At 62.6% G+C, this 14,658-nt stretch carries 11 protein-coding genes; 8 read left to right on the top strand and 3 right to left on the bottom strand.

Going from position 1 to position 14,658, the window contains the following annotated elements; translation table 11 throughout:
• Window positions 1–8: 8 nt before the first annotated feature.
• On the bottom strand, window positions 9–1,160 hold the full coding sequence (locus C8K18_RS20520; RefSeq protein ID WP_107709439.1) for an ABC transporter ATP-binding protein: 1,152 nt from the start codon (window positions 1,158–1,160) through the stop codon (window positions 9–11).
• 190 nt (window positions 1,161–1,350) lie between these two features.
• Between C8K18_RS20520 and C8K18_RS20515 the strand changes: the two genes are divergently transcribed.
• From C8K18_RS20515 to C8K18_RS20495, 5 genes are all read left to right on the top strand, one after another.
• Complete coding sequence (locus C8K18_RS20515) at window positions 1,351–2,382, top strand: LacI family DNA-binding transcriptional regulator (RefSeq protein ID WP_006049901.1); 1,032 nt, start codon at window positions 1,351–1,353, stop codon at window positions 2,380–2,382.
• Window positions 2,383–2,773: 391 nt separating this feature from the next.
• Window positions 2,774–3,778 carry a sugar ABC transporter substrate-binding protein gene (locus tag C8K18_RS20510; RefSeq protein ID WP_029970147.1) on the top strand — a complete coding sequence of 335 codons (1,005 nt, stop codon included), beginning with the start codon at window positions 2,774–2,776 and terminating at the stop codon, window positions 3,776–3,778.
• Window positions 3,779–3,864: 86 nt separating this feature from the next.
• Entirely contained in the window at window positions 3,865–4,851 is a 987-nt protein-coding gene (locus C8K18_RS20505; protein WP_006049903.1) for an ABC transporter permease, read from the top strand.
• Between the two features lie 52 nt (window positions 4,852–4,903).
• The gene (locus tag C8K18_RS20500; RefSeq protein ID WP_006049904.1) at window positions 4,904–5,701 is read left to right on the top strand and encodes an ATP-binding cassette domain-containing protein; all 798 of its coding nucleotides are present in this window, start codon (window positions 4,904–4,906) and stop codon (window positions 5,699–5,701) included.
• A gap of 30 nt (window positions 5,702–5,731) precedes the next feature.
• A complete protein-coding gene (locus C8K18_RS20495; RefSeq protein WP_006049905.1) occupies window positions 5,732–6,967 on the top strand; it encodes an ROK family transcriptional regulator in 1,236 nt (411 codons plus the stop codon).
• Between the two features lie 20 nt (window positions 6,968–6,987).
• Here C8K18_RS20495 and C8K18_RS20490 read toward each other — a convergent pair whose 3' ends face one another.
• Together C8K18_RS20490 and C8K18_RS20485 are read right to left on the bottom strand one after the other, a co-directional pair.
• Entirely contained in the window at window positions 6,988–10,074 is a 3,087-nt protein-coding gene (locus C8K18_RS20490) for a transglycosylase domain-containing protein (RefSeq protein WP_107709437.1), read from the bottom strand.
• 215 nt (window positions 10,075–10,289) lie between these two features.
• Window positions 10,290–11,288, bottom strand: a complete 999-nt coding sequence (locus tag C8K18_RS20485) for a LysR family transcriptional regulator (protein ID WP_107709435.1) — start codon at window positions 11,286–11,288, stop codon at window positions 10,290–10,292.
• 135 nt (window positions 11,289–11,423) lie between these two features.
• Between C8K18_RS20485 and C8K18_RS20480 the strand changes: the two genes are divergently transcribed.
• From C8K18_RS20480 to C8K18_RS20470, 3 genes are all read left to right on the top strand, one after another.
• Complete coding sequence (locus tag C8K18_RS20480; protein ID WP_107709433.1) at window positions 11,424–12,356, top strand: dihydrodipicolinate synthase family protein; 933 nt, start codon at window positions 11,424–11,426, stop codon at window positions 12,354–12,356.
• Window positions 12,357–12,433: 77 nt separating this feature from the next.
• The gene (locus tag C8K18_RS20475; protein WP_107709431.1) at window positions 12,434–13,723 is read left to right on the top strand and encodes an FAD-binding oxidoreductase; all 1,290 of its coding nucleotides are present in this window, start codon (window positions 12,434–12,436) and stop codon (window positions 13,721–13,723) included.
• 168 nt (window positions 13,724–13,891) lie between these two features.
• The gene (locus C8K18_RS20470) at window positions 13,892–14,602 is read left to right on the top strand and encodes a TetR/AcrR family transcriptional regulator (RefSeq protein ID WP_029970140.1); all 711 of its coding nucleotides are present in this window, start codon (window positions 13,892–13,894) and stop codon (window positions 14,600–14,602) included.
• The last annotated feature ends 56 nt before the right edge of the window (window positions 14,603–14,658 follow it).

Raw genomic sequence — 14,658 nt, 5'->3', positions numbered from 1 at the left:
AATGTCCTTTATGCGTAGTGTTCGACGGATTCCAGCGAAGCGGCGGCAAAGCCGTCTTCGGTAAACAAATGCGTGGCGTGGCGCGGCACACGCAAATGCGTGCGATCGCCCGGCGCGAGATGCGTGTCGCCCGGCGCCTTTGCGATCAGCGTGAAGCCGCCTGGCTGATCGAGATGCACGTAGCTGTGTTCGCCGAGTTGTTCGACGAGCGACACGGTGCGTGTGAGCACCGCTTCGTCCTGAGACGAAGACGTGTCGATGAATTCAAGGTGCTCCGGACGCACGCCAAGCGTCACCGGTTGGGCGACCTGGAGCGCGGCGCCATCCACGGGCACGCGTACGTTTTCGAGCGTCGTGTCGAGCGTGACGATTACGCCTTGCGCGTCGACGGAAGCAACCCGTCCCGGCAAAAAGTTCATGCGTGGAGAACCGATAAAGCCGGCCACAAAGCGGCTTTTCGGACGGTGATACAACTCGAGCGGCGCGCCGATTTGCGCGATGCTGCCGTAGCGCTCGGTCTCTTTGCCCGCATGCAGCAACACGATCTTGTCCGCGAGCGTCATCGCTTCGATCTGATCGTGCGTGACATACACCACGCTCGCCTTCGCAAACTGCTTATGCAGCCGCGCGATTTCAATGCGAGTCTGACCGCGCAGTGTTGCGTCGAGATTGGAAAGCGGTTCGTCGAATAGAAACACGCCAGGCTCGCGCACGATTGCACGGCCAATTGCAACGCGTTGACGCTGACCGCCCGAGAGTGCTTTCGGCCTGCGTTCAAGCAGTGCTTCGAGTTGCAAAATGCGCGCAGCTTCGCGTACCTTGCGGTCGATTTCTTCCTTGGGAGTTTTTGCGAGCTTCAATCCAAAGGCCATGTTCTCGAACACGGTCATATGCGGAAAGAGCGCATAGCTCTGAAACACCATAGCGACGCCGCGCTGTGCGGCCGGCACGTCGTTCATGATCTTTCCGCCGATCGACAAGTCGCCGTCGGTGAGATCTTCGAGCCCTGCGATCATGCGCAGCAAGGTCGACTTGCCGCAGCCCGAGGGGCCGAGAAAAACGCAGAATTCGTTCTCGCCGATTTCCAGATCGACGTCGCGAATCACCGGCGCGCCGTCGCCATACGCTTTCTGTACGCCTCTTAACGAAATGCTCGCCATCGCATCGACTCCGTGATTTAATCGGCTCGACGACGGAGATTAAGCGCTTAATCAGCAGGACCTAAAAAATCGACCGCATGCGATCGCCGGTCCTTGCCTGTCTCCATGTCGTTTTGTCTGTGCGACAGATGGTGCCGTGCCTTGCGCTTTGATGCAAATGCCGGGTAACCATCCCAAATAATGACGATCTATGCCCACACTCAGTGAAGTCGCGCGCCACGCGGGCGTGACGCCCGCCACCGTTTCGAACGTGCTGCGCAATCGCGGCCGCGTCGGCGAGGCGACGCGTCAACGCGTACTCGAAGCCGTCGATGCCCTCGGCTATCGCCCGCATCTTGCCGCTCGCGCGCTGGCCGAAGGCCGCGCGCCGACGCTCGCGTTGATGGTGTCGAGCATCGCCAATCCGTTCTATCCGGAGTTCGCGCTCGCCGTCGAACGCGCGGCGCGTACGAGCGGCCACTTCGTCATCATTTGCAATACTAACGAAGATCCGGTGACGGGCCGCGCCTACCTCGATCAGATTGCCGGCACGCTGTCCGAGGGCGTGCTGGTGACGAACGCGAACCTCGAACTCGCCGACCTTCATGTGACCGAATCGCGCGGTACGCCCGTGGTTTTATGCATGTGGGAGCGGCCCGACGATCCGCCGGGTTTGCCCTGCGTCGCGGTCGATTTTCGTCTGGCCGGCGAGCTTGCCGGCAAACATCTGCTCGAGTTGGGACATCGGCGGATAGGCGCGATTGTCGGGAGCAAGGCGTCCGGCGTTCACGCAACGCGCTACGAAGGTTTCGTCGATGCACTGCGCGCGGCCGGCGTGCGCAGGAACCGCGTCCGACATGCAGCGGATACGATCCACGGTGGCTACACGGCGGCGCGCGCGTTGCTCGAAGCCGACCCGCAACTCACTGCGATCTTCGCGACCAACGATCTGCCGGCGCTCGGCGCGATGCATGCCGCCGCGGACCTGGGCCTCGCGGTGCCCGGGGATTTGTCGGTTGTCGGCATCACCGATATTCAACTCGCGCGCGAATCGCGGCCTGCGTTGACCACGGTCGCGGTGCCGACCGTCGAAGTGGCCGGACTCGCGGTGTCGCTGCTGCGCGAGTTGATCGAGTCGTCGTATGGGCAGAACGCACGCGGCAAAACGAAAGTGCCGATGCGCGTTTCGTCCGCGCCGCAACTCGTGGTGCGAGCGTCGAGCGGCACGCCGCGCTCGCGTTGATTTTCCCCTCGCACCGCTGCAAACGGAGCGAAGCATGCGCGGCTTTTAGTCGCTAACGCATGCCTTTTAGCTTTCATACAACTTTCACCGCAGCCAGGACTTTCCCCAATCGGCGTCACTCAACGCTGCATCGCATCACCGCCGGAGAGCCCGACCCCGTATGGCTTTGCGCGCCTAGACGTGACTCGCCGCACTCTCACCCCCGCTCACGAGATTCCTTGACGCGCCCGTTCGCGCCTGCTGTACTAAATCAACCAAAGTGATTTAGGCGGCTTCTTTTGACCTCACATCACGGTTCGAATCAGCCGCCGTTCGGGTTGCGCCGCGCAGCGTTCGCATGTGCAACCGCCGGCAGTTCAAACGTCGTTGTCAATAACTGGAGGAGCGTCCCATGAATCTGAATTCCCGCAGGCTTCCTGTCGCCAGGAAAATCGTCTCGATGTGCGTCGCGGCGTCGGCGGTCTGGTGCGCGAGCGCGAGCCAGGCAGCCGACCAGCCGGTCGTCGGCCTCATCACGAAGACCGACACGAACCCGTTTTTCGTGAAGATGAAGCAAGGCGCGGAAGCGGCTGCGTCGAAAGACGGCGCGAAGCTGATTACCGCCGCAGGCCGCTTCGACGGCGATAACGCGAGCCAGGTGACCGCGATCGAAAACATGATGACGGCCGGCGCGAAAGCGATTCTGATCACGCCGAGCGACACCAAAGCGATCGTGCCGAGCATCAAGAAAGCGCGCGCGGCCGGCGTGATGGTGGTCGCGCTCGACACGCCGACCGATCCGCAGGACGCCACCGACGCCCTCTTCGCCACCGACAACTTCAAGGCCGGCGTGCTGATCGGCAAGTACGCGAAAGCCGCGTTGAACGGCAAGCCCGCGAAGATCGCCACGCTCGACCTCGCGCCAGGCGTGTCGGTCGGCGTGCTGCGTCATAACGGATTTCTCGAAGGCTTCGGCGTGAAGGAAGGCGACGCGTCGATCGTGTGCAGCCAGGACACGCGCGGCGATCAGGCGAAAGGCCAGACCGCGATGGAAAACTGCTTGCAGAAAGCGCCGGACATCAACGTGGTTTACACGATCAACGAGCCGGCAGCCGCAGGCGCGTACCGCGCGTTGAAAGCGGCGGGCAAGGACAAGAGCGTGATGATCGTCTCCATCGACGGCGGCTGTGAAGGCGTGCGCAACGTGAAGGCCGGCTCGATTGCCGCGACCTCGCAACAGTATCCGTTGAAGATGGCCTCGCTCGGCGTGACGGCGGGCGTCGACTACGCCAAGACCGGCAAGAAGGTCACGGGCTATCAGGACACGGGCGTGACGTTGATCACCGACAAGCCGATGTCCGGCATCGACAGCAAGGACACGAAGTTCGGTGTCGACAACTGCTGGGGCAACAAGTAACGCGCACTGCACGGCGGCCCACGTACGGGCCGCCGAACGATTCGCCGCGCGGCGCCTGCCGCGCTCATGTCTCGAGGTCATCCATCATGTCGACTCCCTCCGCGCCCGCGGGCCATCCGCGCCATTTCTCCGACCGTCTGCCGTCGCTCGCCGAAGTCGGGCCGCTCATCGCGCTCGTGCTGGCTTGTGCATTCTTCATTTCGCAAAGCAGCCGGTTCCTGTCGTTCCAGAACCTCTCGCTGATTCTTCAGCAGACGATGGTCGTCGCCGTCATCGCAATCGGTCAGACGCTGATCGTGCTGACCGGCGGCATCGATCTCTCATGCGGGATGGTGATGGCGTTCGGCTCCATCATCATGACGAAGTTCGCGGTCACGCTCGGCCTGCCGCCGGCCGTCGCGATTCTTTGCGGTATCGCCGCGAGCACATTGTTCGGCGTGCTCAATGGCGTGCTGATCACGCGCATCAAACTGCCCGCGTTCATCGTCACGCTCGGCACGCTGAACATTGCGTTCGCGCTCACGCAGATCTATTCGAATGCGGAAAGCGTGTCGAATCTGCCCGACGCGATCATGTTCTTCGGCAACACGTTCAAGCTCGGCCCCGCCGATGTCACGTACGGCACGGTCCTAACGCTGCTGATGTATCTGGCCACATGGTTCGTGCTGCGCGACACGGTTCCTGGGCGGCACCTGTATGCGCTCGGCAATAACGCCGAGGCCGCGCGGCTGATGGGCTTGTCGTCGCAGAAGATCCTGCTCACCGTGTACACATTGGCGGGCGCGATCTATGGCGTCGCGGCGCTGCTGTCTGTATCGCGTACCGGCGTGGGCGATCCGCAAGCGGGGCAAACGGAGAATCTCGACAGCATTACCGCGGTGGTGCTCGGCGGCACGAGTCTTTTCGGCGGACGCGGCTCGATTTCCGGCACGCTGCTCGGCGCACTGATTGTCGGCGTGTTCCGCAACGGCCTGACGCTGATCGGCGTTTCTTCGGTCTACCAGGTATTGATCACCGGCATGCTGGTGATTCTCGCGGTGGCCGCGGACAAACTTTCTCATCGCCGCGGTTAAGCACTGCACCGCCAACATCTTGCATGCAGGTCCGGACCGACAGGAGCCCGTGATGTCGACAACTACTTCCGCTTCTTCCCCGCTGCCCGTTTTACAGGCGCGTGGGCTCGTCAAACGTTATGGCAATGTGACCGCGCTCGACGGCTGCGATTTCGAGGTGCTGCCCGGCGAAATTCTCGCGGTGATCGGCGATAACGGCGCAGGCAAATCGTCCTTGATCAAGGCGTTGTCGGGCGCGACCGTGCCCGACGAAGGCGAGATTCTGCTCGACGGCAAGCCCGTCAAATTCCGCAGCCCGCTCGATGCACGCGCGCAAGGCATCGAGACCGTCTATCAGGAACTCGCGGTCGCGCCCGCGATGAGCATCGCGGAAAATCTCTTTCTCGCGCGCGAATTGGTGAAGCCCGGCTGGCGCGGCTCGATCTTCAAGATGATCGACAAGCGCCGCATGCTGGAGGAAGCGACTGCGCATATGAAAGACCTGCAAATCGGCATTCGTTCGATGCGCCAGGCCGTCGAAACACTGTCGGGCGGTCAGCGCCAGGGCGTCGCGGTCGCGCGCAGTGCGGCATTCGCGCGGCACGTCGTGATTCTCGACGAGCCCACCGCCGCGCTCGGCGTGAAGGAAGGCAACATGGTGCTGGAACTGATTCGCCGTGTGCGCGACCGCGGGCTGCCGGTGATTCTCATCAGCCACAACATGCCGCACGTATTCGAAGTCGCGGACCGCATTCATATTCAGCGGCTCGGCCGGCGCGCCGCGCTCGTCAATACAAAAGACGTGCATATGTCCGAGGCCGTTGCAATCATGACGGGCGCGAAAGAAGCCGACGTCAAGGCGATTGCATGATGCAGTCACTTCGCTGAGGGGCTCATCGTCATGGATACCACGGGCATGCGCCCGCCCCTCAAACGCACGGTCGGCTCAAACCAGGTCGGCATGCGGCAATTCAACGAACGCATCGTGCTGCAGGCGATCCGCCTGCACGGGCCGCTGCCGAAAGCCGACGTTGGCCGCCTGACACGTCTTTCGATGCAGACGGTGTCGATGATCGTCGACCGTTTGATCGACGACGGTCTGCTGGAAAAGCAGGCGCGCGTGCGTGGCAGGATCGGGCAGCCGTCGGTGCCGATTGCGTTGCGTGCGGACGGTGCCTATACGATCGGCATCAAGGTCGGGCGCCGCAGCCTCGACGTGCTGGCGATGGATTTCGCCGGCCGCGTTGTGTGCCGCGACGTGTTCGAGTATCCGTATCCCGATCCGCGCACGCTGTTTCCGGCGCTTGAAACAAGGCTCGCGCGCGTGAATCAGACGCTCGGCGCGAGTGCAAGCAAAGTGGTCGGCGTGGGCGTGGCTGCGCCATTATGGCTCGGCGGCTGGCGCGACTTGCTCGGCGCGCCGCCCGACGCGCTGGATGCGCTCGATGCATGGCACGAGATCGACTTGCGCGCGCGCATCGCGACCATGACGGGCCTCCCGGTGGAATTCTCGAAGGACACCACCGCCGCCTGCGCCGCCGAACTCGTGATGGGCCAAGGGCGCGGCATCCACAATTTTCTGTATCTGTTCGTGGGCACGTTCATTGGCGGCGGACTCGTGATCGACGGCCGCTTGCATGGCGGACCGCACGACAACGCGGGCGCCGTCGGCTCCATTCCGCTGCGCGAAGGCAGCGCGCGCAAGCCGGCCAGGCAACTGCTGCACGCGGCATCGGGCTTCGTGCTCGAACGCCTGTTGAGTGAAGCGGGCAAGCCGGCTGCCGCCGCGCACGATCATCGCGCGTTATCGCCGGACATGTGGCGGCACACCGAGGAATGGCTCGATAGCGCGTGCCCCGCGATTGCCAACGCGCTCACGAATGCGGCAGCGCTGCTCGATCTCGAAGCAGTGGTGATCGACGGTGAACTCGACCGGCAAATGGTGCGCGAAATCATTCGCCGCACCGAGCGCGTGCTCGATCGATTCGAGTGGGAAGGGATGGTGCGTCCGCAACTATTGGAAGGCGCAATCGGCGCCGACGCACGCGCGATGGGCGGCGCAATACTGCCGCTCTACGCGCACTTCGCGCCGGTGCATGAACTCTTTCTCAAGCCGGCGACCGAGCCCGCGTATTGATTTGCAGCGACGCGTTCAGTTCATTGCGCCGCGACTCTCTTCACCGAGACCGAAGCGGTCTTTGCGGGCGCGGACTCGAGCAACGGTTGCAGCGCGGGCGCCATCGACTTCAGCAATTGCACGGAAAGCGCACTCGTGAACTCGTAGCGTGCGGCATATGGTTCGTGCACCCACGCGGTCAACGTGCCGTAAAAGCGATCGCCGATAGCGAAGACGAACGTCGCGCTGCGATTCACCTTGCGCGATTCGATGAGGCGCGCGCCTTTGGCAAATACGTTAAAGCGCTGATCGCCCGTGCCCGTCTTGCCGTACACCTCCATAGTCCGGCCATCGGGGAACGTGATGCCTTGCGCGAGACGCCGCGCCGTGCCGCCCGTCACCACGTCGCGCAACATGCCTTTCACCGTTCCCGCTATTTCCGGCGAAAGCTGCTGTTGCGGCGCGGTTGCCGCGCGGCGGAAATGCGTTTCGTATGGCGTGTCTTTCGCGAAGTCCAGTTGCGTGATGCTTTCGGTCGGCACCTTGTTGCCGTCGTTCGCAATCAGGCCGATCAGTTGCGCGAGCGCGGCGGGCCTGTCACCCGACGCGCCGATTGCCGCTGCATACGAAGGCGTCAGCGTCTCGAACGGATAGCCGAGCGCCTGCCACGATTTGCCGATGGCCTCGTACGCGCGCAATTCGACCATGCGTTTGATGCGGCGATCCTGCGTCGCGTGGTAACGCGTTTTGAAGAGCCACGAATAGGTCTGCAAACGCACGTCGCCGCTTGCGTTCTGTATTTCGTTGAGCGTGGCGTTCGGATGCTCGCGCAGATAATTGAGCGTCCACAACTCCAGCGGATGCACGCTCGCGATATAGCCGCGGTCATTTAGATTGAAGCGGTCGATTCCGTATTTGGCGTAGAGCTTTGCGAGGTCTTCATCGTCGAGTATCGAGGCGGCCGGCGTGTTTCTCAGCGCAGCGCGCATCTTCTCGTTGAACCACGCGTTGGACTCGTCGGGCGCGACGCTGCGCAATACGGTCGCGACTTTCGGCGGCGATTTGCGCACGCCGAGCAGCAACAAAGCGAGCGCCTGGTCGCGCGTCTTGCCGTGATACTTCGTATAGAACCGGTGCATGTATACGCGGCTTTCCTGATCGGCGAAACGCGTCAGATACATCTTGCGAATCGCGGGATCGTTTAGCCACTGCGACGAAGGCCCGGTCGTCTGCACCATCTCATAGTGAACGATGTCGCGCATCATCCGCACGAACACGAGATTCACCGAATGCTGGAACGCGCGACGAACCGTGAGAATGCGGCTGTTGTCGTCGGAATCGAAATTGTTAAAGCTCTGCGCGCCGCCGCCTGTGTAGAACGTTTCGCCGGGACTCGCCGAGTATTTGCGTTCGACGGCCGCATCGAGCATGGGTTGCAATGAGCGGTCACGTGTATGCGACAAGTAGTCGAGCGCCCAGCGCGTCAATTGATCGTTTGGATCGGGCTTGATGGCTTTCAGCTCCGTCGCGCTCAGAGCGGCGTAACGGCCATGCAGTTGAGAGACGATCTGCAAATACGTCACCATGGTGCGCAGTTTCGCGGTGGAACCGAGATTGAGCCGCGCGCCGGAATTGATGTCGAACGGCTGGTTCACGCTGTCCGTTTGCACTCGCACGAGGTTCGCGCCGTCGCGCCGCTCGAATAGTGTGAAGCTGTAGGCGATTTTCGACGGATCGTCGGACGCGCGCAGCATTTCGAAACCGACCAGACCCGCGGCCTTCGCGCCCTCGCGTGTGGCGGCGGCGGCAAGCCTCTCGCTCACGGCCTGTTGCACGGCATTGTTGAGCGTGCCCGTGGCTTGCAGGTCGAGCCGGTCAAGTTCGTAGAAGCTCGGAATGCCGAGCGCCGCGAGCAGATTCGAGCGCATCGACGTGACGGCTTTGCGCGACACGAACGAGCCCGTGTTTTGGGCGGGTTTTGGCGCGCGGTGCAACTGCACGTTCGTCGACAGCGCCGCATCGCGCAGCGCGGCGGAAATCACGCCGCCACTCGCGAGCAAGCGCAAATAGCTGTCCGTCAGCCGCTCGAGTTCCGGATAGCCGCGATGCAGGAAATACGACGGCGCGCGCTGCGCGATCATCAACGACAGTACTTCGCGGAAGGCTTCTCCTTGCGCCGCCAAATTCTCTTCACTTGAAGGCGCGGCGAGTATGCGGTTCACCTCTGCAAAATCGCGGCCGTACCACGCGGCGAGCCCGTCGCCCATGCCGTTGATTTCGCCGATGCCAGGTTGCGCGGCCAACGGCACCGAATTCAGGTAATGCACGACGATCTGCTGACGTGCGGGCATCGTTTGCGGGCCGTTCAGATAGGCACGCACAGAAGCGGATGCAATCTGCCGCAGCTTTTCCGGCGGCGTTGCAGTGCGGCCGCCAGCCGAGTGGCGGAATTTTTCGATCTGCGTGGCGAGCGTGCTGCCGCCAGGCGTCGGCTGATGATGATTGAATACGCGCGCGCCCTGATCGGCCAGCGCGCGGCTAAAGCGTCCCCAGTCGATCGCCGGATTACGGTTCGGCTGATTAGGATCGAGCAGATAGCGGTCTTCGATAAAGAGCAGCGAATCGACTATGACGGGCGGAATCGCCTCGAAGCTCGCATAGGCGCGGCCTGGAAAATTCGCGCTGAAAAGCGCTGCGCCGGTGCCGTCGAAGAGTTGCAAACCGGCCTGGTCTTTCTCGGCATACGGCAGAAAAAGACTTCTGTCCGCGAGCGAAAGCATGCGTTCCGAATCGCGCGCCTGCGCGGTGATTTCGAAGCCGCGTTGCAGCAGGCGCTGCTGGATGGACGGCAGCAACGCGTAACCCAGGCGCGTGTCGTAAGGACCTTTATCGGTTTCGGGGAAGCGAATGGAATGACTGGGGCCGTCGTCGACCGCGAAGCCGACGTCGCGGGTCAGTTCGGACAGATAGTGCGCTTGCAGCCGGGACGTTTCTATTTCGAGCTGGCATAAGCGTGCAAGCCACGCCAAGCCCAGCAACAACGCCGCCGCCAGCGCCCATTTGATCCACTTGCGCACCGGGCTGGTGCCGGTGGCGCGAAGCGGAAACCGAACCGATGGCCGATTCATGACTGCTCTCCCCGAACGGGCGCCAGGCTCGTAAATCCGGCACCCTTTAAGGAGTTTAGCTCGGACGCCCGCACGCAATTGGTTCGGATAAACCCCCAGTGTCGCGGCTACAACACCCGCTGCGGCGACATAGCAAAGTGCGAATTACCGTGCGATATTTAAGGTCTGCGCGATGTCGGCCGCGAGTGTGAGTGTCAGTCGAAAAAACCGCTTGTTCAGGCGGCTTTTCGTTTCGTGGTGAGTGCGCGCTTTGGCTTTGGCTTCTGCATGTCCGGCTCGTCGCGCATCTTCATGTGCTGCCGCAGCAATTCGACAAAGCGTTCCGCTGGCGGCGACAGCACGCCGCCTTTGCGCGTCACGACACCGAAAGTCTGCGAAGGCGATTTCAGTTTGACCGGCACCGCGCGCAGCATTTTTTGCCGAATGAACATCTCGGCGATGGCAGTCGGCAACAACGACACGAGATCCGCGCGGCTTTGCAATAGCGCGACGGTCACAAAAGTCGATGCCGTCGAGATCGGGTTATCCGGCATCGTGAGCCCCGCCAGATCCATCTCGCGTTCGAGCAGCGCGTGCAACGGCATATGCGACGGATACATCACCCAACGATGATCGGCCAGATCGCCGAGCTTCACTTCCTTTCTCGGCAACGGCGGATGACCATAGCCCACCACCACCGATAACGGCTCATCCGCAAGCGGACGATACTGGTATTTCGATGGATCGGCTGCCACGGCGGCACGGCCGATCATGAGATCGAGGCGGCCGTCGTCGAGTTGCGCGAGCATGCGCGCGCTCGTGTCCTCCACCACTTCTATCGACAGGTTCGGATGTCCCGCGTGCAGCCGATTCACGGCGGGAATCACGCACTGCGGAATAGCGCCCATGATCGCGCCGATCGCGAGGCGCCCGCCGCGCCCCGAGCGTATTTCAGCCACGTCCTGACATAACGCGGTGAGGTCCGTCGCGACGAGGCGCGCATGGCGGATCACGCAATGCCCGAGCTGATTCGGAATCATGCCGCTTTTCGAGCGCTCGAAAAGCGGTGCTTCGAACATCGACTCGAGTTCCTGCAACGCTTTGCTCGCGGCAGATTGCGTCATCGACATGAGCCCGGCCGCTTTATGCAGCGACTTCTGGTCGTCCAGCGCGATCAGCAATTGCAACTGCTTCATGCGCAATTTGCCGAGCAGAACGTTCAACGTGTTTTTCATGAAAGCCGCGGTGAGTCGTAAAAGCGATCACAGGATGGAAACAATTCAATATACCCGGCCGCCGCAGCGCCGTATAGTCGGCGGTGGAGACATCGACACTGCCGTGCCCTACCACTTCTAAAAGGCGCCCGAATCATGAGCCAAACCACCCATGCCGCCGCGATGCGCGGCGTCTTTCCCGTTGCTCCCACCATTTTCGACGACGCCGGCCGGCTCGATCTGGAAGGCCAGAAGCGCTGCATCGACTTCATGATCGACGCCGGTTCGAACGGCCTGTGCATTCTGGCGAACTTCTCCGAACAGTTCGCGCTTTCGGACGACGAGCGCAACACGTTGATGCACGTCGTGCTCGATCACGTAGCGGGCCGCGTGCCGGTGATCGTCACGACCACGCATTTCAGCTCGCATCAATGCGCGGAGCGCAGCCGCCGCGCGCAAGAGGCCGGGGCGGCGATGGTGATGGTCATGCCGCCTTATCACGGCGCGACGATCCGCATCGGCGAGCGCGGCATCGAAGAGTTTTACCGCACGGTGTCCGATGCGATCGACATTCCGATCATGATCCAGGACGCGCCCGTTAGCGGCACGCCGCTGTCCGCGCCGTTTCTCGCGCGCATCGCCCGCGAAATCGAGCACGTGTCTTACTTCAAAATTGAAGTGCCGCAAGCCGCCAACAAGCTGCGCGAACTCATCCAGTTGGGCGGCGATGCGATCGTAGGTCCGTGGGACGGCGAGGAAGCCATTACGCTGATGGCCGATCTCGATGCGGGCGCAACGGGTTCGATGACAGGCGGCGGCTATGCGGACGGCATTCGTCTGATCGTCGACGCGTACGCCGCCGGCGATACGGACGCCGCCGCCGCGCATTATCAGCGGTGGCTGCCGCTCATCAACTACGAAAACCGCCAGGGTGGCCTCGCATCGTGCAAGGCGTTGATGAAGGAAGGCGGCGTGATTCGCTCGGACGCGGTGCGTCATCCGTTGCCGGCGATGCATCCCGCGACGCGCGAAGGACTTCTCAAGATCGCGCGGCGGCTCGATCCGCTCGTGTTGCGCTGGGGCAGATAAAGCGCGGCCGTGTCTTGCGGCAAGTGAGCGGCTAAGCGGCTGGACGCGGACACGCGAATGCCGCTACGCTAGCCGCCATGGACAACTTTTACGAAGCGACTGTCGCTCGCCCCTCTGCTTACGCGCCGCTCGCCGGGCGCCACAGCGTCGACGTTTGCATCGTCGGCGGCGGGCTTGCGGGACTCTCGACGGCATTGGGGCTGGCTGAACGCGGCGTCGCGAATGTCGCCCTGCTCGAAGCGCGGCAAGTCGGCTTCGGCGCATCGGGGCGCAACGGCGGCTTCGTGTTCGGCGGCTATAGCCTCGACTGTGCCGATCTGCTGAAAACGTTAGGCGCGGTTCGCGCGCGCGAGCTTTACGCGCTTACGACCGACGCTGTGGATCTGATGCGCGCCCGCATCGCGCGCTATCGCATCGATTGCGACGCAACCGACGCCGGGGTGATTCTCGCCAACTGGTTCGACGAACCGGCGCGTCTCGACGCGCAACGGCGCCTGATGCGCGATTCATTCGGCGTCGATTGGGAACCGCTGACGGCAGACCAGCTTGCCTCGCAATTGAAGACGCGCCGTTATCACGGGGGTCTCTTCGAGCGCAACGCATTTCACTTTCATCCGCTGAAATACGTGCTCGGCGTAGCGAATGCCGCGGCCAATGCGGGCGTGCAAATATACGAGCAGTCGCCTGTCGTGCGTTTCCAGCGCGAGGGCGCGGGCTTTATCGTGCATACGCCGCAAGGCGCAATCGACGCGCGGCACGTCGTGATGGCGGGCGGCGGTTATGCGCGCAACGTCCATGCGAAAGTCGAGCGCGCGGTGCTGCCCATTGCCACCTACGTGATGGCGACCGAGCCGCTCGGCGCGCGTCTGCAAGACGCAATCGATACGCGCGCGGCCGTCTACGACACGCGCTTCGCATTCGACTACTACCGGCCGTTGCCCGACACGCGCATTCTGTGGGGCGGACGCATCTCAGTGCGAGATCGCGCGCCTGAAGTCATCGCGCGATTACTGCGGCGCGACCTGCTAAAGGTGTATCCGCAACTACACGACGTGCGCATCGACTACGCGTGGGGCGGACTGATGAGCTACGCGCGTCACAAGATGCCGCAAATCGGCCGCGGCGCGGACGGCGTCTGGCACGCGGTCGGCTTCGGCGGGCACGGCATGGCGCCGACCACCGTCTCCGGCGAATTGCTGGCCGCGGCCATTGCCGGCGAGCGTCCGGTGCCCGAAGCGTTCGCCGCGTTCGGTCTGACGCCCGCATATGGCGCGCTCGGACTCGCCGCCGCGCAGTTGACCTACACCGCGATGCAAACGCGCGACGCGCTCGCCGCGCGCCGCCGGCTATCGCGCCGCCCACACTAAAGGCGGCTCGCGTATGGACTGTATTCAAGCCGTCTCGAGCGGGCTCGATGCAAGGCTCGATGCAACGCGCGATGCAACCCTCGACGCAACGCTCGACGCGCTTGAACCTCGCGTCGGCGCGGGTTTTCGCCATGCTAGAATGCGCCGTCACCGCCGCTCGAATAGACAATGAAAAAGGGAAGCAAGGCCGCCGGGCCCGATATCAACGGCATCCCGTCCGACGCGACGCAGAAGGACGCGCGGCGTAGCGATGTCCGCCGCAAGTACGATCCCGAACAAACCAAACGCAATATCCTCGACGTCGCGACGCAGGAGTTCTCCGCGATGGGACTGACGGGTGCGCGCGTCGATGCGATCGCGGAGCGCACCAACACCACCAAGCGCATGCTGTACTACTACTTCGGCAGCAAGGAAGGGTTGTATCAGGCGGTGCTCGAAAAGGTGTATGGCGACATTCGCGCGCTCGAACAGGATCTGCATGTCAGTGAACTCGACCCCGTGGAAGGCATGCGCGCGCTGGTCGAATTCACGTTCGACTATCACGACCGCCAGCGCGACTTCGTGCGCCTCGTGACGATAGAAAACATTAACGGCGCGAAGTATGTCGAGCAGGTGAAGAGCTTTAAAGGCCGCAACGTCACCGTCATTCACACGATAGAAGATCTGCTTGCGCGCGGTATCGCGGCGGGCAAATTCCGCAATGACGTCGACGCAATCGATCTGCATCTGCTGATCAGTTCGCTGTGCTTTCATCGCGTCGGCAATCGTCATACGTTCGGCACGGCGTTTGGCCGCGATCCGTCGCATCCGAGGTTGCGCGCGCGTCATCGCGCGATGATCGTCGACGCTGTGTTGCGTTTCGTGCGTAAGGAAGATTGAAGCGAAGGTTGAAGCGCGTCGCTCGCAAATGCAAAACGGGACGTGGCTTGCGCCAC

The sequence above is a fragment of the Paraburkholderia sp. GV068 genome, from assembly GCF_003058125.1.
Lineage (GTDB): Bacteria > Pseudomonadota > Gammaproteobacteria > Burkholderiales > Burkholderiaceae > Paraburkholderia > Paraburkholderia graminis.
Note: the sequence above shows the minus strand (reverse complement) of the source record. Positions and strands in the feature narration are given on the sequence as shown.

Coding starts and splice junctions, on each gene's coding strand:
- C8K18_RS20520 (WP_107709439.1), bottom strand. CDS start 1,160: ATGGCGAGCATTTCGTTAAGAGGCGTACAGAAAGCGTATGGCGACGGC.
- C8K18_RS20515 (WP_006049901.1), top strand. CDS start 1,351: ATGCCCACACTCAGTGAAGTCGCGCGCCACGCGGGCGTGACGCCCGCC.
- C8K18_RS20510 (WP_029970147.1), top strand. CDS start 2,774: ATGAATCTGAATTCCCGCAGGCTTCCTGTCGCCAGGAAAATCGTCTCG.
- C8K18_RS20505 (WP_006049903.1), top strand. CDS start 3,865: ATGTCGACTCCCTCCGCGCCCGCGGGCCATCCGCGCCATTTCTCCGAC.
- C8K18_RS20500 (WP_006049904.1), top strand. CDS start 4,904: ATGTCGACAACTACTTCCGCTTCTTCCCCGCTGCCCGTTTTACAGGCG.
- C8K18_RS20495 (WP_006049905.1), top strand. CDS start 5,732: ATGGATACCACGGGCATGCGCCCGCCCCTCAAACGCACGGTCGGCTCA.
- C8K18_RS20490 (WP_107709437.1), bottom strand. CDS start 10,074: ATGAATCGGCCATCGGTTCGGTTTCCGCTTCGCGCCACCGGCACCAGC.
- C8K18_RS20485 (WP_107709435.1), bottom strand. CDS start 11,288: ATGAAAAACACGTTGAACGTTCTGCTCGGCAAATTGCGCATGAAGCAG.
- C8K18_RS20480 (WP_107709433.1), top strand. CDS start 11,424: ATGAGCCAAACCACCCATGCCGCCGCGATGCGCGGCGTCTTTCCCGTT.
- C8K18_RS20475 (WP_107709431.1), top strand. CDS start 12,434: ATGGACAACTTTTACGAAGCGACTGTCGCTCGCCCCTCTGCTTACGCG.
- C8K18_RS20470 (WP_029970140.1), top strand. CDS start 13,892: ATGAAAAAGGGAAGCAAGGCCGCCGGGCCCGATATCAACGGCATCCCG.